Here is a 24,075-nt window from a genome sequence, read left to right on the forward strand (position 1 = left end):
ATTTATCCTGAAACATAATTATTATTAAAATCCATTTTTCTGTAGTTTAATGCTTCGGCAATATGTAACTTATTCACTTTATCTGAATTCTCAAGATCGGCAATAGTTCTTGCTACTCGGAGGATTTTGTTATAACCGCGCATAGATAATCGGAATTTTACTGCCGCCTCATTTAACAATTCTTTCCCGTCATCTATCGGCATTGCATAATCTATTAGTAACTGCCCGTCTAACCGATTATTTGTTTTGATATTATATCCTTCATATCTTTTTTGCTGTATAAGACGGACTTTTTCCACTCGGACGGCAATATCGCCGGAGTTTTCCTCCTCCGAATGATTATTATAATTTAAAAAATTCATATTATTAGAAACTTCTATATTTAAATCAAACCTATCCATAATAGGACCTGATATTTTCATTTGATAATCACTCCCGCATTTAGGAGCTTTTACGCATGTTTTATAAGGATCACTTAAATAACCGCATTTACACGGATTCATGGCAGCTATTAACTGAAAATCTGCCGGATATTTTATATGAGAATTTGACCGTGAAATTAATATTTCGCCGCTCTCTATCGGTTGCCTTAAAGATTCAATAACATGCTGCGGAAATTCAGGCAATTCGTCTAAAAATAATATCCCGTTATGAGCTAACGAAATTTCCCCCGGTTTAACTTTTTTCCCTACTCCTCCCCCTACCATCGCAGCTATCGAACAAGAATGATGCGGCGCTCTAAACGGTCTAACCCTAGTAAGTTTACCCCCTGAAAGTTTACCGGCAATGCTTGCAACAATACTACATTCTAAAATTTCTTCCGAAGACATTTTAGGCAATATTCCCGGCATACACTGAGCTAGCCTTGATTTACCGGTACCCGGAGGACCGAACATTAAAAGATTATGTCCTCCTGCCGCTGCAATTTCCAAAGCTCTTTTTACGGTTTTTTGACCTTTTATATCCCTAAAATCGGGATAATTTATTAAGCTATTGTCAGCTTGCGGCTCAGGAGCCGTTAAAATTTGTGAACCTTTAAAATGATTTACTAATTCAATTAAATTACCGGCTACTAAAAGATTATTATTACCGGACCAAGCAACTTCCGAACCGTTTTGACTTGAGCAGATAAGCCCTTTACCTCGTGCTAAAGCTCCAATTGCCGCCGGCAAAGCTCCATTGACCGGTAAAATAGAACCGTCTAACGATAATTCACCCATTATAAGATATTCTTGTATTTCAATATTAGGCAAAATATTCATTGCCGTAAGTATAGAACAAGCAATAGCAAGATCAAAATGACTTCCTTCTTTAACTAAATCGGCGGGTGCTAAATTTATTAGAATTTTCTTTGTAGGCAGCGCAAGCCCGATCGAAGAAAGGGCCGCTTTTACTCGTTCTTTTGATTCCGCAATAGTTTTATCGGCAAGCCCTACTATAGTAAAAGACGGAATACCCGGCGATATCTGTACTTGCACATCAACATCAGTAATTTCGATTCCGTTAAATGTTAAACTAGCAATGTGAACTATCATGAAATTTTTTGGTATATTCTAGGTGTGATTGTTATTTGGATATATCGGCATTCCTGCATGTATAGATTTTTATGTCATTCCCACGGAAGCGTATGGGTGTCAACTTAAGGAGCAAAAACGTAAGTCCGTCATTGCGAGGAGGCATTGCCAGCGTGGATACCCAAACGTCATTGCAAGCGACTAAAGGCTTTGTTGCATGGCTAATAATTTACCGTATTATGGTTATTATAAGTACGGTGTCATACCGAGGCCCCTCCCACGGTATCCGGAAAAACCTTAATAAAAAGACTGGATGCCGTGGTCAAGCCGGTGTTGTTGCATGGACGGTTAAAAACGCTCTCGGTATCATTCCCGCGAAAGCGGGAATCTAGGCTTTTCTTTGTCATGCTGAACTTGTTTCAGTATCTATTGTAAAAGATCCTGAAATAAATTCAGGATGACAAGGACTAGATTGTCACGTCAGGACTACGTCCCTCCTCGCAATGACGATTCCGGTAGCCATGCAACAAAGCCACGCGTAGGCGGGAATGATATAGAATACGCTTTAACCTATCCACGGAACAAAAAATACCGCTCTACCCTCAATTGAAAAATTATACTATAATATAAATTTTGCTAAGTCAAGGTTAGTTATTATTTTTGATAATTGTTTTTCCACAAATTCTTTATCTAGAGTGACTTTTTGCCCTTTCATTTCGCTAGCATTAAAACTTATATCTTCTAATAAATTTTCAAGGATCGTGTGTAGTCTTCTGGCACCAATATCTTCTACTTCTAAGTTAACAGTCGTAGCGTAACTAGCAATTTTTTCAATAGCTTCTTCAGTAAATTCTATCGCTACTCCTTCCGTTGCAAGTAAAGCCGAATATTGTTTGATTAAACTCGCTTCCGGTTCCAGTAATATTTTCACCATATCATTTTTAGTTAACGGATTTAATTCCACTCTAATCGGTAATCTACCTTGCAGTTCCGGCAATAAATCGGCAGGTTTTGTTAAATGAAAAGCTCCTGAGGCAATAAATAATATATGATTGGTTTTAACCGGTCCGTATTTAGTATTAACGCTGGTTCCTTCGATTAAAGGCAGTAAATCTCTTTGAACTCCTTCGCGGCTTATTTCTGAACTCTTTGCACCTGACGCAGAATTAGAAGCTATTTTATCGATTTCATCAATAAACACTATCCCGTCATTTTCAACTAAATTTATAGCTTGCCCTATAATTTTTTCTTGATCTATTAATTTTTCCGACTCTTCCGAAAGGATGATATTCATTGCCTCCTTAACAAGCATTTTTTTCAGTTTAGTTTTATTACCTCCCAAAGCTCTACCGAGCATATCCCCTAAATTAAGAACACCCATAGAGCTACCAGGCATGCCGGGAATTTCAAAATTACCGCTACCTAAAGGCAAAGCAGTATCGGCAATATTTATCTCAATTTCGGTCTCATCAAGTGCGCCGCTTAAAATTTTATCACGAAATTTTTCTCTGGTCTCGGTACTAGAAGACTTACCGACTAAGCTATCTAATATCCTTTCTATTACTTTTTCTCTAGCATTGATATTTACTTCAATTTTAGCTTGAGATTTCTGAGTATTAACCGCTATTTCTACAAGATCGCGTATTATTGATTCAACATCACGCCCGACATATCCTACTTCCGTGAATTTAGTCGCTTCTATTTTAAAAAACGGTGAACCGCTAAGACCCGCAAGCCTTCTGGCGATTTCAGTTTTACCGACACCCGTGGGTCCAATCATTAAAATATTTTTAGGAACAATTTCATTACGGAGTATACCTTTAATATTTTTACGACGGCAACGATTTCTAAGAGCAATAGCCACCGCTTTTTTAGCCTTGTCTTGCCCGACGATAAATCTATTAAGTTCACTAACTATTTGAGAAGGGGTAAGTCCCATAGAATTTATAGAATCTTTTTTTTGAGTAGCAGTCATACAACTTTTTCCAGAATAATATTATGGTTAGAAAAAACACAGAGATCAGCAGCTATATTCATTGATTTTAATGCAATATCCTCTGCCGTTAAATTATTATCGCAAGACATTAAGCCTCTGGCGGCTGCTAACGCAAATAACCCGCCGGAGCCTATTGCCGCTACATTATTTTCAGGTTCAATTACGTCACCGTTACCGGTTAGAATTAAGATATGATCACTATCGGCAACTATCATCATTGCCTCCAAACGTCGTAAATATTTATCGCTACGCCAGTCTTTGGCAAGTTCCACGGAACTCCTAAGCAAATTATGAGAATATTTCTCTAATTTCGCTTCTAACTTTTCAAACAAAGCAAGCCCGTCGGCAGTAGAGCCGGCAAAACCGGCGATGATTTTATTATTGGCGATAGTTCTAAGTTTTCTGGCTCCGGCTTTTAATATTGTGTTGCCGTGCGACACTTGTCCGTCGGCAGCTATAATTACTTCTGCATTTCTTTTTAAACAAAGTATCGTCGTACCGTGCAGAGCTAGATTATTTGACATAATAAAAATTTTAAATGTTGATATTAAAAGGTTAATTAGGTAGTATATACCTGTTTTAGTTAATCATTTTTTCCTAAATTTCAAGGCTTGTTAATGAATATATACGCAATATATATTAACCATGAACAAAAAAGTAATAATTTTATTATTGTCAGAGAAGGATTTTCATGGATGGCCTTGCTTTTAAATGTTTTTTGGGCAGTTTATCATAAAATGTGGCTAGCTTTATTTTTAGTTATAATAATTAATATAATTATAACGACAATTAATATTCAAGGACTAGCATTTATTAGTAAATTAACTATAATGCTGATATTCGGTTTTTTTGCTTCCGATATAAGGGAATATGATTTACAACGAAAAAATTATCGATTGAGAGATGTGGTATTTGCCCGATCTGAAATAGATGCTGAATTAAAATTTCTAGAGCGCTCGGCTAATTGAGTATTTTTAGAAACGTCATTACGAAAATGCATTGTTACGTGGGATAACAACGGTCTCGATGTCATTCCCGCGTAGGCGGGAATCCAGAAAAATTATAGTCAGCCTGAATTTATTTCAGGATATCTTTGTAATAGATGCGGCAAACTTGTTCAGCATGACAAAGAAAAGTCTGGATTCCCGTTTTCACGGGAATGACATCAAAAATTCTAGCCACGCAACAATGCCTCCTCGCAATGACGGTATTTTCTGTAACAATTAAGTAAAAAAATATAATATGTACGATGAAAAAAATATTTTTGCTAAAATTATCAATAAGGATATTCCGGCAAAAATAATTTATGAAGACGAAAAACTGTTAGCATTTAAAGATATAAATCCGGTAGCACCGGTACATTTAATCGTTATTCCTAAACAAGAATATATTGATTACGATGATTTTATTGCTAAGGCTTCTTCTGAAGAAATAAAATATTTTTTTGCTAAAATTTCTGATATTGCAAAAGAAGCCGGCTTGAATGAATCGGGTTACCGGCTAGTAACTAATAAAGGGGAAAATGTGGGTCAGAGCATTTTTCACTTTCATTTTCACATTATAGGCGGAAAAAAAATTTCCGGTCTAATCGGTTAGAAGAATATGAACACAAAATATAACGTTGCCATAATAGGGGCTACCGGCAATGTTGGAAGAGAAACCCTTAGTATCTTAGCTGAGCGTTCTTTTCCTATTAATAAACTTTACGTTGTAGCGTCAAATAATTCTATGAACACCGAAATTAGTTTCGGCGACGATATAGTAAAAACAATTAGTTTAAATAATTTAGATTTCGGTGATGTTGATATTGCTTTTTTCTGTGCCGGCTCAGATATTTCAAAAGAATATATTCCTAAAGCTGTTGCTCAAAATTGTATAGTGATCGATAAATCTTCCTTTTTTAGACTTGACGCAGAAGTGCCTTTAATTGTTCCTGAAGCTAATTTATCAAAGTTAAAGGATTATTCGGTTAAAAATATTGTTGCTAACCCGAATTGTTGTACTATACCGCTGGCAGTAGTGCTAAAACCTTTAGATAACGAAGCAAAAATTAAAAGGATTATTATCTCTACCTATCAATCAGTGTCCGGTGCAGGTAAAGCCGGTATGGACGAGCTTTATAATCAAACTAAATCCAAATATACTTTCGGGGGAGTTGATGCAAAAACATTCCCCAAGCAAATAGCCTTTAACTTATTTCCTTATATAGGTCATTTTAATGAAGACGGCTATACAAGTGAAGAATCTAAAATTGCTCTTGAATTAAAAAAGATTATAGGAAATCATATAAGTACTAGCGTTACTTGTGTTCGAGTACCGGTATTTGTTGCTCATTCTATGGCAGTTAATATTGAATTTAATAGTAAAATGGATGCATTTGAAGCAGAAGAAATATTAAAAGAAGCCGACGGAATCATTACAATCTCTACGCTTAATGAAACACCGTATATTTCTCCTATTGAAGTAGTAGGCGAGGATTTAGTATATGTCAGCAGAATTAGAAACGACAATACGCAAGCAAACACTATAAATTTATGGGTCACATGCGATAATTTACGTAAAGGGGCTGCACTAAACGGCGTACAAATTGCTGAAGAATTAATTAAGAATTATTTACAATAAACAATTTTTTTGCTTTATCTTGTTAACTTTGTCTTTATAATGCTATGCTTACTATAATAACCCCCAACCATGTATAAGTTTTAGCTTAAAAACTTATACATAGTTCGCATTATAATATAGTTAATTGTTATTATAAATTTATTAATTCTAACTTAATTTTAAAAGATTTATAAAAAAGCTACCTAAACTTGAGATAAATACATGCATAAAAATAATGTTATAACTAACAAAAACCCTTTAATACAGGCACTAGACCAATGTAAAACGGCTTTTTGGATAGTTTTTTGGTTTGCTTTCGTAATTAATGTTTTAATGTTAATTACGCCGCTTTATTCTTTACAAGTTTTAGATAGAGTTCTTGGCAGCGGCAATTTATCAACTTTATTATTTTTATCGATAATAATAGCTTATATTTACTTTGTTTACGGGCTGTTACAAGTTGCAAGATCCTTTACCCTAATTAAAGTAGGAGAATGGCTTGATAGAACGGTAGCACCGGTAGTTTTTTCTATTTCTATTTCCGCAGCGGCAACCAGGTCTAATATGGGTTCTAGCCAGTTGCTTAGGGACTTCCAAACGGTTAAAACCTTTTTAACAAGTACCGGCATTAATACCTTATTCGATGCTCCTTGGAGTATTATCTATATTATAGTTATTTTTTTAATTCATCCGTATCTTGGAGCTATTACGGTTTTAGGAGCAGTTATTATAGTCTCGACTGCTTTTTTTAATGCGGCGGCTACTAATAAAACTCTCGGTGAAGCTACCGAATTTTCAATAAAAGGTATGACACAGGCAGATATCGCCAATAGAAATGCCGAAGTAGTTGAAGCTATGGGGATGATGAAAAACGTTACCGGCAATTGGCATAAATTCAATTTAGCAGCCTTAGACAAGCAATCGGTGGCTAGCTACCGTAACGGCGTAATCTCTAACTTTTCAAGATTTATTCGTAACGTTATGCAAATGGCGGTAACTGGTGTCGGGGCTTACGTTGTCGTCACCAGCGGCGGTAGAGACATGACGCCGGGAAATATGATTATGAGTTCGATAATAGTCGGCAGAGCATTAGCACCTTTCGATAACGCTATTGAATTATGGAAGAGTATGAGCGGCGCTCTTAAATCCTATAAAAATATTAACCAACTATTTTCGACATATACGTCAAGAGATGAAGCTATGCCGATCCCTAACGTCGAGGGGCATCTCACGGTGGATAATATTTATTATGCTACCCCTATTCCAAGCCATTTACCGCAACCGCCCGTACCGAAATATATTTTAAAAGGAGTAAGCTTTGCCGTCCAGCCCGGAGAAATACTTGCAGTTATTGGACCTTCGGCGGCGGGAAAATCTACTTTAGCTAAGATTATAGTCGGAGTATGGAAGGCATTATCCGGTTCAGTGCGACTTGACGAGGCAGAAATTTACCGGTGGAATAGAGAAGATTTCGGTAATCATGTAGGATATTTACCGCAAGGGATAGAGCTTTTTAGCGGTAGTATTAAACAAAATATAGCCAGAATGCTTGAGAATCCCGATCCACAAAAAGTTATTGAAGCGGCAAAAATAGCCGGCGCTCATGAGATGATTTTAAGATTTTCCGACGGTTATGATTCCGATATCGGTGCCGGCGGCTCAAATCTTTCCGGCGGGCAAAGGCAGCGTCTAGGGCTAGCGAGAGCCTTTTACGGTAATCCGAAACTTATTATTTTAGACGAGCCGAACGCTAACTTAGACGAAGCCGGCGAAGTAGCTTTAGCAAACGCCTTGAAACAAGCAAAAGCTAAAGGAATTGCCTGTGTGGTAATTTCTCATAGACCCTCGGTATTATCCGTGGTAGATAAAATTTTAATATTACAAGACGGCGCGGTAGCTGTTTACGGTGATCAGGAAGAAATCCAAAACCATTTTAAAACTTTAAAGGGCGGCACAATTCATATTAACAATTAATATACTCCTGTGAAATGAAGAGTTGGCATACCGAAATTCAACTTGGAAAAGAGCAAGGAGACTGTAAGCCGAGGATCGCAGCGTACACTTGAGTCAAGTGAGAACCGGAGGACTTACAAAAGTTCAACAAGTATAAATATTATGCAAGAATCAAAAAACAATAAGCCTCAAATTACGCCGGAACAATTAAAGCAATTATTGTCTTTAAAAAGTGATGCAATGTTTGCTAAGGGTTCTAAACGTAAAATATTATCTAATAAAATACTTACCAGAATTTCTAAAATAATAGAATTTTTACTGATCAAACTTGATAGATTCGTTAATTTTATTACTAGAAAAACGGATAAGGATCGTAATAATGTGGTGCAAACTGCAAGATCACCGATTATTTTCGGCGTTTACGTAATAATTTTCTTAGTTTTAATCGGCGGCATGTGGGCAAGCTTTGCGCCGTTAGATAGCGGAGCCGTCTCAGTCGGTATGGTAATGCCGACTACCAACAAAAAGACAATTCAACATCATGAAGGCGGAATTATTGCCGGTATCTTTGTGGCACAAGGTGACAAAGTTAAAGCCGGAGATAAATTAATCGAACTTGATGAAACTAAAATCAAAACCGAACATGAAAGTATCTTAAATCAATATAGAAACGCTTTAGCTACCGAAAACCGTTTAATTGCCGAACGGGATAATTTAGAACAAATTGAATTTGCAGACTTTTTAATGGAAGATATAAATATTTCCGAAGTGGCAAAAATAATTCATACGCAAGAAAATTTATTTAGGTCCAAAAAAGAAGTCTATAGGTCAGAAAAAAATGCACTACATCAAAGAATTGCACAGCTAGAGAAAAAAATCGAAGGGCTAGAAGCTAAAAAAATTGCTGCTAAAAAAACTGCGGAAGTATTGCAAGATCGGCTAAAAGCTGTCAAAACTTTAATGGAAAAAGGTTTTGCTCAGAAAGCAACTTTGCTGGAAATGGAAGCAAAAGAAGCTAATTCTAGAAGTGAAGTTGCCGGGGCGGATAGCGAGATTGCCGGCACAAGGCATGCTATTACCGAAAGTGAAATTAGTATCATAAATTTACAAAATAAATATACCGAAAAAACATTAACCGAGCTTCGAGAAGCGCAAGTACAGGTGGCACATCTGAGAGAAAAATTTACTTCCCTTACCGATTCGCTTAATAGAATAGTTATAAGATCACCCGTTGACGGAGTCGTTAACTCATTAAGATATCACACTATAGGCGGGTTTATTAGCCCGGGGCAACCTATTTTAGAGATTTCTCCGACTAACGATGCTTTAATAATAGAGGCGAAAGTATCTCAAAAAAATATTGATGCCGTGCATGAAGGGCTAGTAGCTAAAATACGTTTCAGTGCTTTTAAATCAAGAACGACACCGTTATTTACCGGTAAAGTCGTAAAGATATCGCCCGATATCGTGCAGGATCCAAATCAAAACCCTGCTCAACAAGATAATTATTATGTTGCACGCATTGAAATTGATATGGACGAGTTCAATAAAATTGCCAAATCTAGGAAATTAGAGTTACATCCGGGCATGCAAGCCGAAGTACAAATCGTTACCGGTACCAGAACGCTTTTAAGATATCTTCTTGATCCTCTAATTGATACGGCATTTAAGGCTTTTAGAGAAAAGTAATATATGACGATTTCGGCAATCAACTATGAAAACCACCCTGCCCAAACGCTCTATCGGTGTTCAAAATAGACCGGATTATGCAATCCATCAAATTTTAGAAGTTGCAAGAGAGCAAATTGCGATGATTATCCTGTTCGGCTCTTATGCAAGAGGAGCATTGTTGCATGGCTTGATAAAAGCGGCAGTATGTCATTCTAGCTAAAAGCGGGAATCCAGAAAAAAGTATAAAAGTCATCCTGAATTTATTTCAGGATCTACTAAAAAAGATGCACAAAACTTGTTCAGCATGACAAGAAAAAGTCTGGATTCCCGCCTTTAGCTAGAATGACATCGAAAATTTGAGCCATGCAACAACGCCCTCTTATGCATGAGGCGATTGGGTACAAGATATAGCCAACGGTTATCATAGTGATTTAGATATTTTAATCATACTAAAAAAAGGTAAATATAAAGGTCATGCTATTTTAGGTGTAGAATCTAAGATAGAAAAAAAATTAGAACAGGTTGTTAAATCTTGCTATTAAGTTTTTTGAAAATATCTTGCACTTTTAAAAGGTTATTTATATTATGAGTCTTCAGTAATTTTGAAAATTTTTGAGCCAGTATGGAAATATTTTTTTTAGCAATATTTTTTATTTATTTTTTATGTCCACTTATAGCATCTTGTTTTATTGCAACATATCTGACTAAAAATATAATTACTCCTTGGATCAAAATAACTTGTTGGATATGTATATGTGTAATAAACATATTTATAATATGGGTTATTATAAGTTACACTCCTATGGCAGCAATTTTCAGAAGGTAAGTTTATATTTCTTTTTTTGTAACCAAATTATAAATTCTATAACGAGTAAATTAGGCATAAAACCTAACCAGGCCTCTATAATATAAAGCTTATAAGGACTTATAATTAGGGTAGTAGAAAGAATAGCATGCCAAGCTCTAAGAGTAATTGCTGAAAATGTTAGCGCATAGCTACGCATCATATTAAATTTATGTGCAATAAATTTTTTTTCACGCACATTAATGAATGCTTTGTATGTAAAAACAAACCATAGAAAATCAAGCAAAACAAATGCTATCTTGCCTAGTAAGCCACCATTAGCATATATCGCCAAAATCATCCCAACCGGAAAATTAATGACTAAAATAGTCACAACATAAATTTTACCAAAAATACGATGTAATCTTATGAATCTTTTAAGAAAATCTTTTGAAAATTGAGAAAATCCAGCAAAAAGAGTAATTATTGCAGAAAATACATGAATATAAAAAGCAGTTTTCCATATTTTGTTATCTATATATTCTTTTTTAAAAAGTAAAAACTGTACATCATTTTCAAAAGAGCTATAACCTAAAATTATATTCAACATTAAAACACATGAAATACACATAACTGCGTAAATAAAAAAAATCTTAATAATAAATATTATATTTTTTAGCGTATTATCAGTACAACCTATTTTCATGTATCCCTCTTTAAATTTAATAATATTATACATAACTATGATCAAAGATACTGTCAAGTTAAGTGAGGGGTGTTGTATTAGATAGATATAAGAAGATTCTGAAATAAATCAATTTCCTTGGATTGCCGCGTCGCTTACAACTTCGGCGTTGCCCGCGTGGCTCGAATTTTCGATGTCATTCCCGCGCTAGGCTGGGCGTTGTTGTATGGCTACCAGAATCGTCATGGCGAGGCGCCTCTTGGCGCCGTGGCCAGTAAGTATAAACATATTTTTATACTAAACTTGTTTAGTATTCTAATTAAATCCCTCATTATATTCGGGATAACCTGGATGGCCACAGCCACTTCGTGGCTTCGCCATGACGGATTTTTATTAATTTTTGAGCCATGCAACAACGCCCGCCTTCGGGGCGGGAATGACATCGAGAACGTTTTAAAACCATCCATGCAACAACGCCAATGCCTACTCGCAATGACTTTTGAAATTTGGATGCTTCCTATAAATATAAATCACTATTCATTTCCCGTAACCTTGATACGGTGCGCTTAAACTCCTCTCGTCTAGCTGCTCCTTGATATATTTTTTCCGGCTGATCTTCGAGAGTCATAAATAATAATATTTTATAAAAATAAGCATTATCGATGAAATTGATGAATCTAACGGCTATATCGGTGTTATCCGGTCGGATTATTTGGACATTCTCAACTATGATAATATTGAACTTTCGGCAGATATTAACGTAATCTATATAACTAACTTCTCCGGTAAATAATTCATCAAAATTAGTAAGTAATATATTTTTATGAGCTTTTTTAAATGATAAAACCCGACCAAAAACCTCAATATCGTGAGGTAAAAAATCACCGTTGCCGATATCTAAAACAACTTGCTTTAATTTATTTTTGTTCTCTAAAGTTAAAGGATAAGTTATCCTTTCAGTAGTTGCTTCTAAAGCTTTGTCAAATCTATAATCATGATCATTATCCAATTGCATAATGTAAAATTCGGCATATATTTTATCAATAAAAGGTAAAAATGACTCTCTTTGCAAGCCGTCTTTATAAAGATTATCGGGTCTTGTATTACTCGTTACAAAAATAAATACCTCTTGTTTGATTAATTCCGCAAGCAAACTACCTATGATCATCGCATCGGTGATATCTTTAATTTCAAACTCATCAATACAAAGTATCTTAGTTTTTTTTGCATAATTTTTGGCTATTTTAGGGAAGATATTATTCTTTGCTTCCTTTTCTTCTTGTAATTTATGAATATTCTGATGTATTTCCTGCATAAAATTTTGATAGTGGATAATTATTTTCGGTATATTTAATAACTCAAAAAAATAATTCATCAACATAGTCTTACCCGTACCGACAGGACCGTATAAATAAATACCGCTTTTTAGATCATTTTTATTGAAGATATTAAATAAGCCCTTAGGTTTATTAAGCTTAGCTACTAGAATTTTTAATTTTTCTAATAAAGCAGTTTGTTTTACATCTAATATTAATGAAGGATACAAGTTTAAAGTCATCCAAAATATTTTTTCTCTAATTTGTTATATGTTTTTTCCAAAATCGGTAAGTACAATTTAATATTTTCAAAAACTCGTTTTGCATCTTCATATTTATCAACATGAGAAGTATTATTGCGCTCATCAAGCATTTTTAACCATATTTCTTCATTATCAATAATACTAAATTGAAAAGCTTTACTTAAAACATCTCTTGGAGTAGTACTGTCAATTTTTTCGTAAGTAAGTATTTTTTTTAAAACCTTCCAAAATAGTTCAATAACGAATTCAAATCTTTTTATAGAAGCATCTAATACATAATCATTTTTATCTACTTTAGAACTTTCTATAACATTATGTAATCTGGTAATTGCTGGCCTAGTATGTGGAAATAATCTTTCCAAAATATTTTTTCCATTAAAACATCTCCTTTTTATAAAGAATTTTTTTAAATTGAATGATATTTTGTTTAAGTTTATCATCGTCATTTAATGTATCAAATCGTATACAGTCTATTTTTAAATAGCGTATCTGCATTATCTATTATATTTAAAATTTTGTGCCAATCACCTTCGCTTGCAGTAGGACAAATAATAGCAATATCAATATCGGAACGCTGAGTATTATCTCCTCTTGCACGCGATCCAAAAAGCCAAATTTCCTTTATAAAAGGTAATTTAGTTAAATTCGTTAAAAAAGAATATTGCATTGTATTGTTTATATTAGTAGCTCTAGGCGTTGTTGCATGGTTACCGGAATCGTCATTGCGAGCGACCAAAGGCTTTGTTGCATGACTCTAAAAAAGTGCCGTATGTCATTCCCGCTTAGCATATAAAAGCGTTGCATCGCCATAGCTAAAAAACCGCATCTTTTCTTTTATAGCATATTTATATAAATTATGCATCTCTTCAAAACCGGCAAAAGCACAAGTAAGTATGAACAAAGTAGATTTAGGGAAGTGGAAATTGGTAAGCAGCATATCGACCATCTGAAACTTATAGCCGGGTTTAATAAAAATGTCTGTTTCAAAATTACCTGCTACTACTTTATTATTTATACATGAACTCTCTAAAGTTCTTAAACTAGTAGTACCAACGGCAATAATACGCCGCCCTTCTTGTTTTGCTTTATTGATTATTTCAGCCGTTTCAGAACTTATTGAACAATATTCCGTATGCATTTTATGCTCATTAATATTTTCAGACTTAACGGGCAAAAAAGTCCCTGCTCCGACATGTAAGGTTAAAAAGGCAGTTTGCACACCTTTTGCTTTAATTTGTTTAAGTATTTCATCCGTAAAATGCAAACCGGCAGTCGGCGCTGCTACCGATCCTTTGACTTTACTATAAACTGTTTGATATCTGTCGTTGTCTAGTACGTCGTCATTTCCGCATAAGCGGGAATCTATTTTTAATTTTTCTGGATACCCGCTTTCGCGGGTATGACATAAAGGAGTATTAACCTGAAGCTTATCACGCTTAATATAAAGCGGCAAAGGCATTTCGCCGTATTTATCCAAAAATTTAAATATACTCTTCTGATTTGAGTATATTTCTTTATCCAGCTCAAACTTAACCTCTATTTCGCCCATTGTTAGCTTTTTAGAAATAATTACTTTATGATTATCAAAAAAAAATTCATCTCCTTCATATAATTTGCGTGCCGGCTTTGCAAAGGCTGACCAACTATTATCTGATAATATCTTGTTAAGATTTACGGTAATTTTCTTGTCGTTTTTTGTAAGAGATAATTTAGCTTTTATTACTTTACTATTATTGAAAACTAATAAGTCACCCGGTAATAAATAATCAATTATATTATAAAATTTGGTTTTTATCGGACCGTTTTTTCCTGCCACTAATAAATTTGAGTTGTCGCGCTTTTCGCTAGGCGTTTGCGCTATCAATTCCGGCGGCAAATTAAAATCAAAATCAGATAGTTTCATTAAACCTCGCTGTCATCTAGTTGCTTGACCACGGCATCCCAAAACAAAAAGTCATGCTGAACTTGTTTCAGCATCTCTATAATAGATCCTGAAATAAATTCAGGATGACGACAAGACTGGATACCGTGGTCAAGCCCTCTAGTGTACGAACGTTTAAATAAAGAGGTAAAAATTCTGTCATTCCGTGGCTACGACCACTTCAGTCCAGCTTATAATATCATAAAAAGACTCTAAAATAAGTCTAATATGGCTTTATTTTCCTGGATGCCGTGATCAAGTCACGGCATGACACAGCCTTTTTTCAACGTTCGTACAGTAGTGGGTCAAGCCACGGTATGACAGTAATATAGCTCATACTATCAACCCCTTTACTTGTGAATTCCACAGCCTTTGATAGAGTTCACTGTTTTTTAACAATTCCGTATGTGAGTTATCGTCAACTATACTACCTTCATTAAACACTAAAATCCTGTCCATGTGCAATAAAGTAGATAATCTATGGGCAATAACGATCACGGTTTTATTGCTCATTAAATAACGCAGAGAATCTTGAATTAAATTCTCGGTTTCGCTATCTAAACTACTGGTAGCTTCGTCAAGAATTAATATAGGAGCATTCTTTAATATTGCTCTTGCTATTATGATTCTTTGCCTTTGTCCTCCGGATAGATTATTACCGCGCTCCCCGCACATAGTATCATAGCCTTCAGGTAAATTCATTATAAAATCATGAATGTGAGCAGCTTTTGCAGCAATTATAACCTCCTCAATATCGGCATCTTTTTTGCCGTATTTAATATTTTCTATAATTGTTCTGTGAAATAAAATCGGCTCTTGCGGGATGACGCTAATCGCTTTCCGAAGAGAATCTTGCGTTACGTTCCGGATGTTTTGACCGTCAATCAAAATCATCCCCTCCTCTATATCGTGCAACCTAGTAATTAAACTTACAAAAGTTGTTTTACCTGAGCCGGAAAACCCTACCAGTCCTACTTTTTGCCTGCTTGGAATTAGTACCGATTTATTTTGAAATAAGTTATTATTGCGATAATAATTAAAACTAACATTTTTAAATTCTATTTGTCCTTTATCTACATTTAAAGGTGTAGCATTTTCAATATCGGTGATAATATGCGGTGCCATTAAAGATAATCCTTGATTAAATGCACCGATTTGTTCAAACATATCGCCGATTTCTTGCGTTAACTCCCAAATATCATCGGAAACACTTACACAAAGCGTTAAGACAAGTACACAATCCCCGATGGTAATAGATAATTGCGAGCGGAGCGATGATAAATAATAAATCATTATAAAAATCATTATTGAGCAAGACAGACCTAATACATAGCGTAATTTGAACATAAAAAACTGCATAGTCTGTTCGTCGGCAACGGCATTTTCTATTCTGGTTTCTAAATGGTGACGTTCAAATTTATGCGAGGTGAACATCCTAACCGCACTAATATTAGTAATAGCGTCAACAATACTACCTGAGACTAGCGATTGACTTCTTGCATAATTTATTGAATATTTATTAATTTTACTTGAAAAGAACATGCTAATGCCGAAGAAAACGGAAATCCATATTATGAAGATAGTGGCAGTTATGTAATGCACCGAATATAAAGCAATAAGAGCAAAAACAATAATTGCTATCTTACGAATAATTTTCTCGCCCAATATTGAAATAATCATCTCGAAAGACCTAGCAGTTTCGGTAATACGATTACTAATATGTCCGGCTAAATTATCTTGAAAAAATTTATGACTATGATACTGAGTGTAATCATAAAGCTCGTCTAGGATTTTACCTTTTATATAAGGCATGGTTTTAAGATAAAGATAATCATATACACGATATGTAATATTAATTGCCTCCCACCAAAGACCGTAAGTTACTGCCCAGAAGATCATAGAAGATACAAGATTATTTGCACGTTCATCGCCGAAAGACTCAATTAAGTCAATAATCTTTTGTAATAATATGCTATCAACGGCCGGTATCATACCAAATATTACGCAGCTTACGGCTAGTAGAATAATTTGTATCTTCTTGAATTTTAGAAAATAACAGCCTAAACTCATTGTAGATTTAGAAAGATTTGGAGTTTCCGTCACAATATATGTCCTATAATTTATAATTTGCAAATAGAATAATAAACAAACCTTGCTTCTTTTTGTAAATAATGCTACAAAAAATGGATAAAATAACCTTAAATCATTAGAAATGAAAGAAAAAGAATTGTCTTCTAATCTTTTAGAAACTCAAGAAAAATCATTAAAAAATAACGATTCGCCTTTTTTTGATGTAAAATATATTTGTCAGGCAAGTTCGTTAATTACCGAATCGATACGAAGAGGGTTTGACGTAACCCAACTGCCTAATGGTGATGTTAATGTAACGGAAGTAAGAATCGTAAATGTTCATTATAGCTGGGATCCTGTAAAAGAAAAATTTATAAAAACCGGTCAAAATGAGTATAATCATATCAAAAACGACTAATTAAAGCAAATATAATATGGAATTTGATCAAGTATTATTATCAAGGATACAATTCGCTTTTACTATAAGTTTTCATATAATTTTTCCGGCATTCACTATCGGGCTTGCTAGTTGGTTGGCTGTCGTGGAAGGATTATGGCTAAAAACAAAAAATAACATTTATCAAGAAATATATAAATTTTGGGTAAAAATTTTTGCCGTTACTTTCGTTATGGGAGTAGTCTCCGGTGTGGTAATGTCTTATCAATTCGGTACTAACTGGTCGGGTTTTTCGGACAAAGTCGGTAACGTACTCGGTCCTTTATTAGGCTTTGAAGTTCTTACGGCTTTTTTTCTTGAGTCCTCTTTTCTCGGTATTATGCTATTCGGCTTTAACAAAGTTAGCAAAAAAATGCATTTTATAGCTACTTTAATTGTAGCGATCGGCACGGTTATTTCGGCCTTTTGGATTCTGTCCGCTAATAGTTGGATGCACACCCCAACCGGCTTTAGATTAAGCGAAGACGGTTTTTTCTATCCTTTAAATTGGTTAGAAATTATTTTTAATCCTTCTTTCCCTTACCGCTTCTTGCACATGCTTACCGCTTCATATCTTACTACTTCTTTTGTCATTGGCGGTGTAGGTTGTTGGTATCTACTAAATAATCGCTATAAAGAGCATGCTAAAATTATGCTTTTTATGGCGGTGTTAATGGCATTATTCGTTGCTCCTATCCAGCTTTTTATCGGCGATCGGCACGGTTTAAATACGCTGCAATATCAGCCTACAAAAATAGCTGCTATGGAAGGAATTTGGGAAACGGGTGAAGGAGTGGGGTTTAATCTTATCGGCTGGCCGGACGAAAAGGCAGAGGAAACGAAATATGCTATTGAAATACCGAAAGCCGCTAGTTTAATATTAACCCATAGCCTTAACGGCAAGATACAAGGTTTAAAAGAGTGGAGAAAAGATCGGCGTCCACCGGTTGCTATAGTATTTTGGAGCTTTCGCGTAATGATCGGCATCGGTTTTTTAATGATATTTACCGGTATTATCGGCTTATGTCTTTATTTACGTAAAAAATTATTTACTACCGAATGGTTTCAATATTGGTATATAGCAATGGCTCCCTCCGGCTTTATAGCAGTACTAGCGGGCTGGTTTGTTACCGAAATCGGTAGGCAACCTTATATTGTTTATAATATTCTTAGAACATCGGAAGTAGTATCGCCCGTGCTTGGGGAGTATGTATTTATTTCTCTTATTGCCTTTATACTGGTTTATGCCGTGGTGTTCGGTTCCGGATTATATTATATCATGCATTTGATTATTAAAGGGGTAGAGGTAATAGACAGTAAGGAAATGTACGGTGAGCATAGCTTGAATAATCCATTGTAATGGATATATTAAAAGTTAATTTGTTCATATTAACTTTCTGGATTCCCGTTTTTAGCTAGAATGACATCGAAAATTCGAGCCATGCGACAACATCAGTCAAGTCATATACAGCATAAATTTTAACATAAATAAATAAAACCCTAACCGAAGTTAGAATAAATTTTATTCTAACTTCGTCTCCTTGACAAAGCAGCTAAATAACTATAATTTCTTTCCTTCTATAATTATCACATTTTTTTATATGACCACTAAAGTAAAAATTCAAAAACTCTCGAATTTCACAAGCTTATTGCCTAGTTATGCAACGGAATATAGTGCAGGTATGGATTTATTTGCCGCAAATATAGAACCTGTTGCTATCAAAGCAGGGGAAATAGTATTAATACCCACCGGTATTGCTATAGCTCTGCCTTTTTCATTTGAAGCTCAAATAAGACCACGCTCTGGACTTGCTGCTAAACACGGTATTACGGTTGCTAATTCTCCAGGCACTATTGATGCTGATTACCGCGGTGAAATAAAAGTTATTTTAATTAATTTAAGTAAGCAAGATTTTATTATTGAACGAGGCATGAGAATTGCTCAAATAGTAATTGCTAAATATGAGCAAATATCATGGGAAGAAAGAGATTCTCTGGAGGAAACGGCGCGAGGCTTAAATGGGTTTGGTTCTACCGGTCACTTATAACTTGTTGCGTGGAACGTTAAACGTCATTGTGAGGAGATGTTGTTGCGTAGATACTAGAATCGTCATTGGGAGAAGCTGTAGGCGTTGTTGCATGGATACCGGAATCGTCATTGCGAGGAGGCATTTATGCCGACGCGGCAATCAAGTATAAACATATTTTTATGCTAAACTATGTTTAGCATTCTAATTAAATCCCTCTTTACATTCGGGATAGCCTGGATTGCCACAGCCACTTCGTGGCTTCGCAATGACGGGTTTTTATTAATTTTCGAGCCATGCAACAACGCCCACAAATGCTCGCAATGACGTTTTGGGTATCCACACAACAATACTTTTTTCGCAATGACTTTTTAGTAGCCAATAACTAAACTAACTAATAGTTATTAAACTTTCATTTTAAGCCATTCAGCAACGCTATTGGTATCGTTTGCATAGATCAACTATAATTATTCATTAGATAATTAAATTCTGCACCGTAAATGAAAATCATATTGATAATATAAAAAAATATTAACGTAACTATTATGCTGCCCAAAGATCCGTACATTATGTTTAATTGATTATAATATACAATATAAGTAGAAAGTAAGTAGCCGCTTATTATCCATAATATTACCGTTAAAAAAGCACCGGGAAATACATCGACAAAATTTAGTTTTATATTAGGTAATATATAATATAGCGAAGAAGCTCCGAGGAATAGTAAAGCTAAAATTAAAGCATATCTTATAAAATTTAAAGTATTTTTATGTTGGTCAATAACTTCTAATATTACCGGAATTTTTGTAAGTATTATCGGGATAAAAACTAAAAGAAACATCGTAAGGGTAATTAATATACTTATTATAAGAAATTGTATAATGCTAAGTAATCTTCTTCTTATATAAGGCGGAGGAGATTTTATTTCATATACGCGGTTTAATATTGTTCTAAGGCACTCGACAAATGATGAAGCCGTCCAGACGCTACCTACCACCGCAAGAGTCATAAGGCTTTGAGGAGGAGCGCTTAATAATTCTTTTATTCTTTTTTGAATTGATTCGGTTGCTTGTTCAGGCATGCTTTCTAGAAAAATTTGTATAAAATTTTGTCCAAGTTCCGAAGCGCCCAAAAAACTTGTAAGAGCTAATAAAAATACTAAAAAGGGAAAAATAGATAAGAGTATCATAAACGACATATAACCGGAATGTTCAATCCCGTCGTGTTCTATGGTTCTGAAAAACGCATAATAAAGGCAGCTAACAATTTTACTCATTAAAGATTTTTTATTTTAGTATACAACTTGGAAAGCATACAAAGTTTTATAGTAAAGTGCAAAGTGATATTAAAAATATATATATTTAAATTATTATAGGTATAAAAAACCACGTTTCTGTTTTTTTAAATTATCTTTTAGTAAAATTTTAAAATTCTTCTTGCTTAAGACTTATAACTCTATATAATACCGGAAATTAAAAAATTTTTATAAGTTGCAATTATTTATATTTTTCAGTAGAAAATAATTTTTAACAACTAGCTGATTTGTTAAAATATAAAGCAGCTACAATTTTTATTAACTTGATCTCTATCTGCGATATTTACGTGATATTTTTACCATATATTTTTATAAAAATATTTTTAAATATTATCGTCAAAAATTAAGTTATTTTTAAACGAATACTAATATACTGCTAAAGTATAAATTTAATAAGAAATATTTTAAATTTATTATAATTTTTTTTTATTTTTAGGTTTCATTTCAAATATATTAAAACATACTTAAGAAATATTTAATAAATAATTACAAAAAGCTTAAAAATTGTTATTTTATAGTTGTATGTAATATTAAAATATGGTACAATTTCCACTCATAATTGTATAACATTTATAAATACTGGATTTTTAGTAATCAGTATTTTTACAACACGCAATAATTGACAATTTTGTTAGAAGAACAATTACTATAACAGTAAACAATAATTAATCAGGGAGATAATAATGGTAAGAAAAAATGACTTCATACAAAAAATTGATGATTTTATCGGAAAAAAGATTTATTCCTTGCGCCTTGCAAAAGGTTTGTCTCGTCAACAACTTGCAGAAGTGATAGATGTTACCCATCAACAACTACAAAAATACGAAAAAGCAATTAACAGGATTTCAGTCGGTAGATTAGTATTTATTGCAAAAGCTTTAGATAGAAATATTGATTATTTTTTTGACGGCTTAGATGAAGCCGATAACCCGCAACCTATTCATACTCAACATCAACGTATGTGTATTGAAGTTTCAAGAAATTTTATGAAAATTGATAGTACGGAACAACAAGCAATTAACAATTTAGTAAAGTGTTTGGCTAACAAAAAGAAAATAAAAGAAAAATTATAAACTCGAAAGCTTTTAAAACCGATATCATCCCCGCGCAGGCATTGGGGTTTGGATAGTTAAAAGCACCTTCGATGTCATTCCTAGCTAAAGGCGGGAATCCAGGCTTTCTTTTGTCATGCTGAAACAAGTTCAGCATCTTTTGAGAAATATCCTGAAATAAATTCAGGATAACTCTATAATTTTTCTGGATTCCCGCTTTTAGCTAGAATGACATCGAAAATTCGAGCCATGCAACAATGCCTCCTCACAATGACGGCTTACGTTTTTGCTCCTTAAGTTGACACCTATACGCGAAGGCGGGAATCCGGAAAAGTACTAAAAAGCCATCCTGAATTTATTTCAGGATCTACTAATGAGATGCTGAACAAGTTCAGCATGACAAAAACTAGATTGCCACAGCCACTTCGTGGCTTCGCAATGACGGGTTTTTTATTAATTTTAGAGCCATGCACGCCGCGCGAAGGGGCGTTGTTGCATGGCTCTAAAAAAGTGCCGTATGTCATTCTAGCTAAAAGCGGGAATCTAGAAAAAAAATAGTCATCCTGAATTTATTTCAGGATCTATTAATGAGATGCTGAACCAAGTTCAGCATGACAAAGAAAAGTCTAGATTCCCGTTTTTATAGGAATGACATAGAAGAGTGCGGGAAAATGAGCTGTATTTTCACTCCCTCGAAATCAATAAAGTACCAACCGGTATGTCCACGCCTCGTAAAAATTCCTCAGTTATTAGCGATCTCTTGCTCTCTTGTTGTAGCTTTTTAATTATCAATATACCGCTGCCGCAAGCTACTTCTAATTTTTTACTAATGACCGTACCGGCTGGAAAATCATGAGGTTGGTCTAGATAATCCGCCTCAAGAATTTTGATAATTTTATCTTTATAACTAAAATATACTCCGGGCCATGGGTTCATTCCGCGGATTTTACAATCTATTTGATAAGCGGTTTCTTCCCAATTAATTTTTCCTTCTTCTTTAGTAAGTTTATGCGCATAACTTACGCCTTTGTCAATTTGAGGAACAGGCGGCAAATTATCTATTTCATCTAATGTTTTAATTAAAAGTTCGGCTCCCATAACAGCACATTTATTATGCAACTCCTCTAACGTCATTCTCGCCGGTATATCAAAATTTTGTTTTACTATTATATCGCCGGTATCAAGTCCCTCATTCATTCGTATAATACATACAGCACTTGTCTTATCGCCGCAGATAATAGTACGCTGCAAAGGCGCAGCCCCACGATGCCTTGGCAAATCAGACGGGTGAATATTTAAACAACCGTATTTCTTAGCATTTAAAATTGCCGTCGGAACTATAAAACCGTAAGCTACTACTATTATTATATCGGCTTCTATAGAATTGATAAGGTTAGTTACTTCATCTGATTTTAATGTGACAGGAGTATAAACAGGTATTTGATGCTGCAGAGCTAATTGATGTACAGGGGATTTTATCTCGTGAAGCCGCCTGCCCTTAGCCTTTGGTCTTTGCGTAAAAACGCTAACTAGGCGGTGGTTATTAGAGGCTATAAGTTTTTCAAGGGCGGGCAGCGCAAAGGCAGGCGTCCCCATGAGGATTATTTTCACACTATATTATTTTTAAGTTTTCGGAGTTTTCTTAGCGCAACATCTCTTTTTAGACTGCTTAAATAGTCGATCATTAATTTACCTTCTAAATGATCATATTCATGCTGGATAACTCTTGCTAGCCAGTCATTCGCCTCAAGCTCTTGCGGATTATTATAATAATCTAAATATTTTATTTTTACGGATTCAGGTCGTGTTATTTCATATCTTTGCTCAGGAACAGAAATACAACCTTCTTTAGCGGTTACTAATTCTGCTGATTTTTCTATTATTTCAGGATTTACTATAAAAAGAGGATAAAAATTTGCAGGTCTTGGCACTTCATCGTGATCTTTCATATCAATTACCAAAATTCTCTTCAAAGCACCGACCTGTACCGCAGCAAGACCGGAGCCATCCTCATGATACATAGTTTCCACCATATCATCCATGAATTTTTGAGTTTCTTTAGTAATTAGCTCTACCGGCAAAGATTTTTGCTTTAATCTATTATCCGGAGCCGTTACTATCGGTAATATCGACATAAATACCTTAGTTTAATATTTATATATTATACTATAAAATAGTGAATATGTAAATACTCGCAAAACGGCTAGAAATATTTATGAATTATTAAGGGGGGAATAAGTGATTTATTGATTATTTTGCGGTGGAGTTGTCTCTCCCATAGGCTCGACGTCGACGACAAGCCAGTCTTCTTCTTCCCTAATAGTAAAATTATTACTACCCGGTTGCTCACTTACTAAATCATTAACATACTTAGTAATAGTATCTGCAATACAAACTACAATACCGGAAGCAGCTCCGGTTGCACTTCTTACTGTACGTGCAAGACCATAAGAAAAAAAATCTAACATTTG

General features: G+C 34.6%; 32 protein-coding genes and 1 pseudogene. 16 read left to right on the forward strand and 17 right to left on the reverse strand.

Features of this window, described 5'->3' with window-relative positions; all coding sequences use genetic code 11:
* Positions 1–2: 2 nt before the first annotated feature.
* Positions 3–1,535, reverse strand: coding sequence for a YifB family Mg chelatase-like AAA ATPase (locus tag AAGD64_RS06000; RefSeq protein ID WP_341792741.1), 1,533 nt, complete (start codon positions 1,533–1,535; stop codon positions 3–5).
* A 71-nt stretch (positions 1,536–1,606) separates the two neighbouring features.
* On the opposite strand from AAGD64_RS06000, the gene AAGD64_RS06005 reads away from it, so the two are divergent.
* Both AAGD64_RS06005 and AAGD64_RS06010 read left to right on the forward strand, forming a co-directional pair.
* The gene (locus AAGD64_RS06005) at positions 1,607–1,906 is read left to right on the forward strand and encodes a hypothetical protein (protein WP_341792742.1); all 300 of its coding nucleotides are present in this window, start codon (positions 1,607–1,609) and stop codon (positions 1,904–1,906) included.
* Positions 1,907–1,971: 65 nt separating this feature from the next.
* Positions 1,972–2,124 (forward strand): hypothetical protein, encoded by a 153-nt coding sequence (locus AAGD64_RS06010; RefSeq protein ID WP_341792743.1) that lies wholly within the window; start codon positions 1,972–1,974, stop codon positions 2,122–2,124.
* A 9-nt stretch (positions 2,125–2,133) separates the two neighbouring features.
* On the opposite strand, the gene hslU is transcribed toward AAGD64_RS06010, so the two are convergent.
* Both hslU and hslV read right to left on the reverse strand, forming a co-directional pair.
* Positions 2,134–3,489, reverse strand: a complete 1,356-nt coding sequence (hslU, locus tag AAGD64_RS06015; protein ID WP_341792744.1) for an ATP-dependent protease ATPase subunit HslU — start codon at positions 3,487–3,489, stop codon at positions 2,134–2,136.
* Positions 3,486–4,034, reverse strand: coding sequence for an ATP-dependent protease subunit HslV (hslV, locus tag AAGD64_RS06020; protein WP_253307562.1), 549 nt, complete (start codon positions 4,032–4,034; stop codon positions 3,486–3,488). Before hslV ends, hslU begins: the two co-directional genes overlap by 4 nt.
* A 93-nt stretch (positions 4,035–4,127) precedes the next feature.
* Here hslV and AAGD64_RS06025 point away from each other — a divergent pair, with 93 nt between their 5' ends.
* From AAGD64_RS06025 to AAGD64_RS10620, 8 genes and pseudogenes are all read left to right on the forward strand, one after another.
* Positions 4,128–4,478 (forward strand): DUF2628 domain-containing protein, encoded by a 351-nt coding sequence (locus AAGD64_RS06025; RefSeq protein WP_341792745.1) that lies wholly within the window; start codon positions 4,128–4,130, stop codon positions 4,476–4,478.
* A gap of 58 nt (positions 4,479–4,536) precedes the next feature.
* A complete protein-coding gene (locus AAGD64_RS06030; RefSeq protein ID WP_341792746.1) occupies positions 4,537–4,737 on the forward strand; it encodes a hypothetical protein in 201 nt (66 codons plus the stop codon).
* 15 nt (positions 4,738–4,752) lie between these two features.
* Positions 4,753–5,106, forward strand: coding sequence for a histidine triad nucleotide-binding protein (locus AAGD64_RS06035; RefSeq protein WP_253307560.1), 354 nt, complete (start codon positions 4,753–4,755; stop codon positions 5,104–5,106).
* A 6-nt stretch (positions 5,107–5,112) separates the two neighbouring features.
* Complete coding sequence (asd, locus tag AAGD64_RS06040; RefSeq protein ID WP_253307559.1) at positions 5,113–6,132, forward strand: aspartate-semialdehyde dehydrogenase; 1,020 nt, start codon at positions 5,113–5,115, stop codon at positions 6,130–6,132.
* 201 nt (positions 6,133–6,333) lie between these two features.
* Positions 6,334–8,085, forward strand: coding sequence for a type I secretion system permease/ATPase (locus tag AAGD64_RS06045; protein WP_253307558.1), 1,752 nt, complete (start codon positions 6,334–6,336; stop codon positions 8,083–8,085).
* Positions 8,086–8,226: 141 nt separating this feature from the next.
* The gene (locus AAGD64_RS06050) at positions 8,227–9,753 is read left to right on the forward strand and encodes an HlyD family type I secretion periplasmic adaptor subunit (RefSeq protein WP_341792747.1); all 1,527 of its coding nucleotides are present in this window, start codon (positions 8,227–8,229) and stop codon (positions 9,751–9,753) included.
* 25 nt (positions 9,754–9,778) lie between these two features.
* Positions 9,779–9,955: a nucleotidyltransferase domain-containing protein gene (locus AAGD64_RS06055; protein ID WP_341792748.1), complete on the forward strand. Its 177-nt coding sequence runs from the start codon at positions 9,779–9,781 to the stop codon at positions 9,953–9,955.
* A 187-nt stretch (positions 9,956–10,142) separates the two neighbouring features.
* Positions 10,143–10,256: pseudogene (locus AAGD64_RS10620) on the forward strand (nucleotidyltransferase); the annotation flags it as partial.
* Positions 10,257–10,550: 294 nt separating this feature from the next.
* Here AAGD64_RS10620 and AAGD64_RS06060 read toward each other — a convergent pair.
* Positions 10,551–11,225, reverse strand: a complete 675-nt coding sequence (locus AAGD64_RS06060) for a DUF2306 domain-containing protein (protein ID WP_341792749.1) — start codon at positions 11,223–11,225, stop codon at positions 10,551–10,553.
* Between the two features lie 122 nt (positions 11,226–11,347).
* Here AAGD64_RS06060 and AAGD64_RS06065 point away from each other — a divergent pair, with 122 nt between their 5' ends.
* A complete protein-coding gene (locus AAGD64_RS06065) occupies positions 11,348–11,482 on the forward strand; it encodes a hypothetical protein (RefSeq protein ID WP_341792750.1) in 135 nt (44 codons plus the stop codon).
* Here the strand turns inward: AAGD64_RS06065 and AAGD64_RS06070 are convergent.
* The 7 genes from AAGD64_RS06070 to AAGD64_RS06100 form a co-directional block, all read right to left on the reverse strand.
* Positions 11,447–11,671: a hypothetical protein gene (locus tag AAGD64_RS06070; protein ID WP_341792751.1), complete on the reverse strand. Its 225-nt coding sequence runs from the start codon at positions 11,669–11,671 to the stop codon at positions 11,447–11,449. The genes AAGD64_RS06065 and AAGD64_RS06070 overlap by 36 nt on opposite strands.
* Positions 11,672–11,721: 50 nt before the next feature.
* Positions 11,722–12,762, reverse strand: coding sequence for a cell division protein ZapE (zapE, locus tag AAGD64_RS06075; RefSeq protein ID WP_341792752.1), 1,041 nt, complete (start codon positions 12,760–12,762; stop codon positions 11,722–11,724).
* Complete coding sequence (locus AAGD64_RS06080; RefSeq protein ID WP_341792753.1) at positions 12,759–13,145, reverse strand: HI0074 family nucleotidyltransferase substrate-binding subunit; 387 nt, start codon at positions 13,143–13,145, stop codon at positions 12,759–12,761. The genes zapE and AAGD64_RS06080 overlap by 4 nt, the downstream gene beginning before the upstream one ends.
* A gap of 92 nt (positions 13,146–13,237) precedes the next feature.
* Positions 13,238–13,519 carry a nucleotidyltransferase domain-containing protein gene (locus AAGD64_RS06085; RefSeq protein WP_410526067.1) on the reverse strand — a complete coding sequence of 94 codons (282 nt, stop codon included), beginning with the start codon at positions 13,517–13,519 and terminating at the stop codon, positions 13,238–13,240.
* Entirely contained in the window at positions 13,459–13,587 is a 129-nt protein-coding gene (locus AAGD64_RS06090; protein ID WP_341792754.1) for a hypothetical protein, read from the reverse strand. The genes AAGD64_RS06085 and AAGD64_RS06090 overlap by 61 nt, the downstream gene beginning before the upstream one ends.
* Positions 13,556–14,686: a tRNA preQ1(34) S-adenosylmethionine ribosyltransferase-isomerase QueA gene (queA, locus tag AAGD64_RS06095; protein ID WP_341792755.1), complete on the reverse strand. Its 1,131-nt coding sequence runs from the start codon at positions 14,684–14,686 to the stop codon at positions 13,556–13,558. The genes AAGD64_RS06090 and queA overlap by 32 nt, the downstream gene beginning before the upstream one ends.
* 351 nt (positions 14,687–15,037) lie before the next feature.
* Complete coding sequence (locus AAGD64_RS06100; RefSeq protein ID WP_410526092.1) at positions 15,038–16,774, reverse strand: ABC transporter ATP-binding protein; 1,737 nt, start codon at positions 16,772–16,774, stop codon at positions 15,038–15,040.
* A gap of 142 nt (positions 16,775–16,916) precedes the next feature.
* Here AAGD64_RS06100 and AAGD64_RS06105 point away from each other — a divergent pair, with 142 nt between their 5' ends.
* From AAGD64_RS06105 to dut, 3 genes are all read left to right on the forward strand, one after another.
* Positions 16,917–17,192 carry a DUF2671 domain-containing protein gene (locus AAGD64_RS06105; protein WP_253307551.1) on the forward strand — a complete coding sequence of 92 codons (276 nt, stop codon included), beginning with the start codon at positions 16,917–16,919 and terminating at the stop codon, positions 17,190–17,192.
* A gap of 16 nt (positions 17,193–17,208) precedes the next feature.
* The gene (locus tag AAGD64_RS06110) at positions 17,209–18,570 is read left to right on the forward strand and encodes a cytochrome ubiquinol oxidase subunit I (RefSeq protein ID WP_341792757.1); all 1,362 of its coding nucleotides are present in this window, start codon (positions 17,209–17,211) and stop codon (positions 18,568–18,570) included.
* Positions 18,571–18,811: 241 nt separating this feature from the next.
* Entirely contained in the window at positions 18,812–19,258 is a 447-nt protein-coding gene (dut, locus tag AAGD64_RS06115; protein ID WP_341794172.1) for a dUTP diphosphatase, read from the forward strand.
* Here dut and AAGD64_RS06120 read toward each other — a convergent pair.
* Positions 19,253–19,399, reverse strand: a complete 147-nt coding sequence (locus tag AAGD64_RS06120; RefSeq protein ID WP_341792758.1) for a hypothetical protein — start codon at positions 19,397–19,399, stop codon at positions 19,253–19,255. The two genes, dut and AAGD64_RS06120, sit on opposite strands and share 6 nt — an antisense overlap.
* Positions 19,400–19,694: 295 nt before the next feature.
* Positions 19,695–20,513 carry a YihY/virulence factor BrkB family protein gene (locus AAGD64_RS06125; RefSeq protein WP_253307548.1) on the reverse strand — a complete coding sequence of 273 codons (819 nt, stop codon included), beginning with the start codon at positions 20,511–20,513 and terminating at the stop codon, positions 19,695–19,697.
* A gap of 722 nt (positions 20,514–21,235) precedes the next feature.
* Between AAGD64_RS06125 and AAGD64_RS06130 the strand changes: the two genes are divergently transcribed.
* Complete coding sequence (locus AAGD64_RS06130) at positions 21,236–21,625, forward strand: helix-turn-helix domain-containing protein (protein WP_253307547.1); 390 nt, start codon at positions 21,236–21,238, stop codon at positions 21,623–21,625.
* Here AAGD64_RS06130 and AAGD64_RS06135 read toward each other — a convergent pair.
* Entirely contained in the window at positions 21,594–21,761 is a 168-nt protein-coding gene (locus AAGD64_RS06135) for a hypothetical protein (RefSeq protein WP_341792759.1), read from the reverse strand. The two genes, AAGD64_RS06130 and AAGD64_RS06135, sit on opposite strands and share 32 nt — an antisense overlap.
* Before the next feature lie 221 nt (positions 21,762–21,982).
* Here AAGD64_RS06135 and AAGD64_RS06140 point away from each other — a divergent pair, with 221 nt between their 5' ends.
* Positions 21,983–22,162, forward strand: a complete 180-nt coding sequence (locus AAGD64_RS06140) for a hypothetical protein (RefSeq protein WP_341792760.1) — start codon at positions 21,983–21,985, stop codon at positions 22,160–22,162.
* Between the two features lie 126 nt (positions 22,163–22,288).
* Here the strand turns inward: AAGD64_RS06140 and fmt are convergent, their stop codons facing one another.
* From fmt to AAGD64_RS06155, 3 genes are all read right to left on the reverse strand, one after another.
* On the reverse strand, positions 22,289–23,215 hold the full coding sequence (gene fmt, locus AAGD64_RS06145; RefSeq protein WP_341792761.1) for a methionyl-tRNA formyltransferase: 927 nt from the start codon (positions 23,213–23,215) through the stop codon (positions 22,289–22,291).
* Positions 23,212–23,739, reverse strand: a complete 528-nt coding sequence (gene def / locus AAGD64_RS06150; RefSeq protein ID WP_341792762.1) for a peptide deformylase — start codon at positions 23,737–23,739, stop codon at positions 23,212–23,214. Before def ends, fmt begins: the two co-directional genes overlap by 4 nt.
* 108 nt (positions 23,740–23,847) lie before the next feature.
* On the reverse strand, positions 23,848–24,072 hold the full coding sequence (locus tag AAGD64_RS06155; RefSeq protein ID WP_253307544.1) for a hypothetical protein: 225 nt from the start codon (positions 24,070–24,072) through the stop codon (positions 23,848–23,850).
* Between the last annotated feature and the right edge of the window lie 3 nt (positions 24,073–24,075).

Source organism: Rickettsia endosymbiont of Ceutorhynchus obstrictus (assembly GCF_964026565.1).
GTDB lineage: Bacteria > Pseudomonadota > Alphaproteobacteria > Rickettsiales > Rickettsiaceae > Rickettsia.

Bases quoted from the DNA above. Each gene is read 5' to 3' on its own strand.
- dut (WP_341794172.1), top strand. From the start codon at position 18,812: ATGACCACTAAAGTAAAAATTCAAAAACTCTCGAATTTCACAAGCTTA.
- hslV (WP_253307562.1), bottom strand. From the start codon at position 4,034: ATGTCAAATAATCTAGCTCTGCACGGTACGACGATACTTTGTTTAAAA.
- AAGD64_RS06045 (WP_253307558.1), top strand. From the start codon at position 6,334: ATGCATAAAAATAATGTTATAACTAACAAAAACCCTTTAATACAGGCA.
- AAGD64_RS06035 (WP_253307560.1), top strand. From the start codon at position 4,753: ATGTACGATGAAAAAAATATTTTTGCTAAAATTATCAATAAGGATATT.
- AAGD64_RS06105 (WP_253307551.1), top strand. From the start codon at position 16,917: ATGAAAGAAAAAGAATTGTCTTCTAATCTTTTAGAAACTCAAGAAAAA.
- AAGD64_RS06130 (WP_253307547.1), top strand. From the start codon at position 21,236: ATGGTAAGAAAAAATGACTTCATACAAAAAATTGATGATTTTATCGGA.
- AAGD64_RS06055 (WP_341792748.1), top strand. From the start codon at position 9,779: ATGAAAACCACCCTGCCCAAACGCTCTATCGGTGTTCAAAATAGACCG.
- AAGD64_RS06135 (WP_341792759.1), bottom strand. From the start codon at position 21,761: ATGCTGAACTTGTTTCAGCATGACAAAAGAAAGCCTGGATTCCCGCCT.
- AAGD64_RS06000 (WP_341792741.1), bottom strand. From the start codon at position 1,535: ATGATAGTTCACATTGCTAGTTTAACATTTAACGGAATCGAAATTACT.
- zapE (WP_341792752.1), bottom strand. From the start codon at position 12,762: ATGACTTTAAACTTGTATCCTTCATTAATATTAGATGTAAAACAAACT.
- queA (WP_341792755.1), bottom strand. From the start codon at position 14,686: ATGAAACTATCTGATTTTGATTTTAATTTGCCGCCGGAATTGATAGCG.
- AAGD64_RS06030 (WP_341792746.1), top strand. From the start codon at position 4,537: ATGTCATTCCCGCGTAGGCGGGAATCCAGAAAAATTATAGTCAGCCTG.
- AAGD64_RS06110 (WP_341792757.1), top strand. From the start codon at position 17,209: ATGGAATTTGATCAAGTATTATTATCAAGGATACAATTCGCTTTTACT.
- AAGD64_RS06025 (WP_341792745.1), top strand. From the start codon at position 4,128: ATGAATATATACGCAATATATATTAACCATGAACAAAAAAGTAATAAT.
- def (WP_341792762.1), bottom strand. From the start codon at position 23,739: ATGTCGATATTACCGATAGTAACGGCTCCGGATAATAGATTAAAGCAA.
- AAGD64_RS06060 (WP_341792749.1), bottom strand. From the start codon at position 11,225: ATGAAAATAGGTTGTACTGATAATACGCTAAAAAATATAATATTTATT.
- asd (WP_253307559.1), top strand. From the start codon at position 5,113: ATGAACACAAAATATAACGTTGCCATAATAGGGGCTACCGGCAATGTT.
- hslU (WP_341792744.1), bottom strand. From the start codon at position 3,489: ATGACTGCTACTCAAAAAAAAGATTCTATAAATTCTATGGGACTTACC.
- AAGD64_RS06155 (WP_253307544.1), bottom strand. From the start codon at position 24,072: ATGTTAGATTTTTTTTCTTATGGTCTTGCACGTACAGTAAGAAGTGCA.
- AAGD64_RS06050 (WP_341792747.1), top strand. From the start codon at position 8,227: ATGCAAGAATCAAAAAACAATAAGCCTCAAATTACGCCGGAACAATTA.
- AAGD64_RS06090 (WP_341792754.1), bottom strand. From the start codon at position 13,587: ATGCAACGCTTTTATATGCTAAGCGGGAATGACATACGGCACTTTTTT.
- AAGD64_RS06125 (WP_253307548.1), bottom strand. From the start codon at position 20,513: ATGAGTAAAATTGTTAGCTGCCTTTATTATGCGTTTTTCAGAACCATA.
- AAGD64_RS06070 (WP_341792751.1), bottom strand. From the start codon at position 11,671: ATGGATGGTTTTAAAACGTTCTCGATGTCATTCCCGCCCCGAAGGCGG.
- AAGD64_RS06010 (WP_341792743.1), top strand. From the start codon at position 1,972: ATGACAAGGACTAGATTGTCACGTCAGGACTACGTCCCTCCTCGCAAT.
- AAGD64_RS06100 (WP_410526092.1), bottom strand. From the start codon at position 16,774: ATGAGTTTAGGCTGTTATTTTCTAAAATTCAAGAAGATACAAATTATT.
- AAGD64_RS06005 (WP_341792742.1), top strand. From the start codon at position 1,607: ATGTCATTCCCACGGAAGCGTATGGGTGTCAACTTAAGGAGCAAAAAC.
- AAGD64_RS06140 (WP_341792760.1), top strand. From the start codon at position 21,983: ATGCTGAACAAGTTCAGCATGACAAAAACTAGATTGCCACAGCCACTT.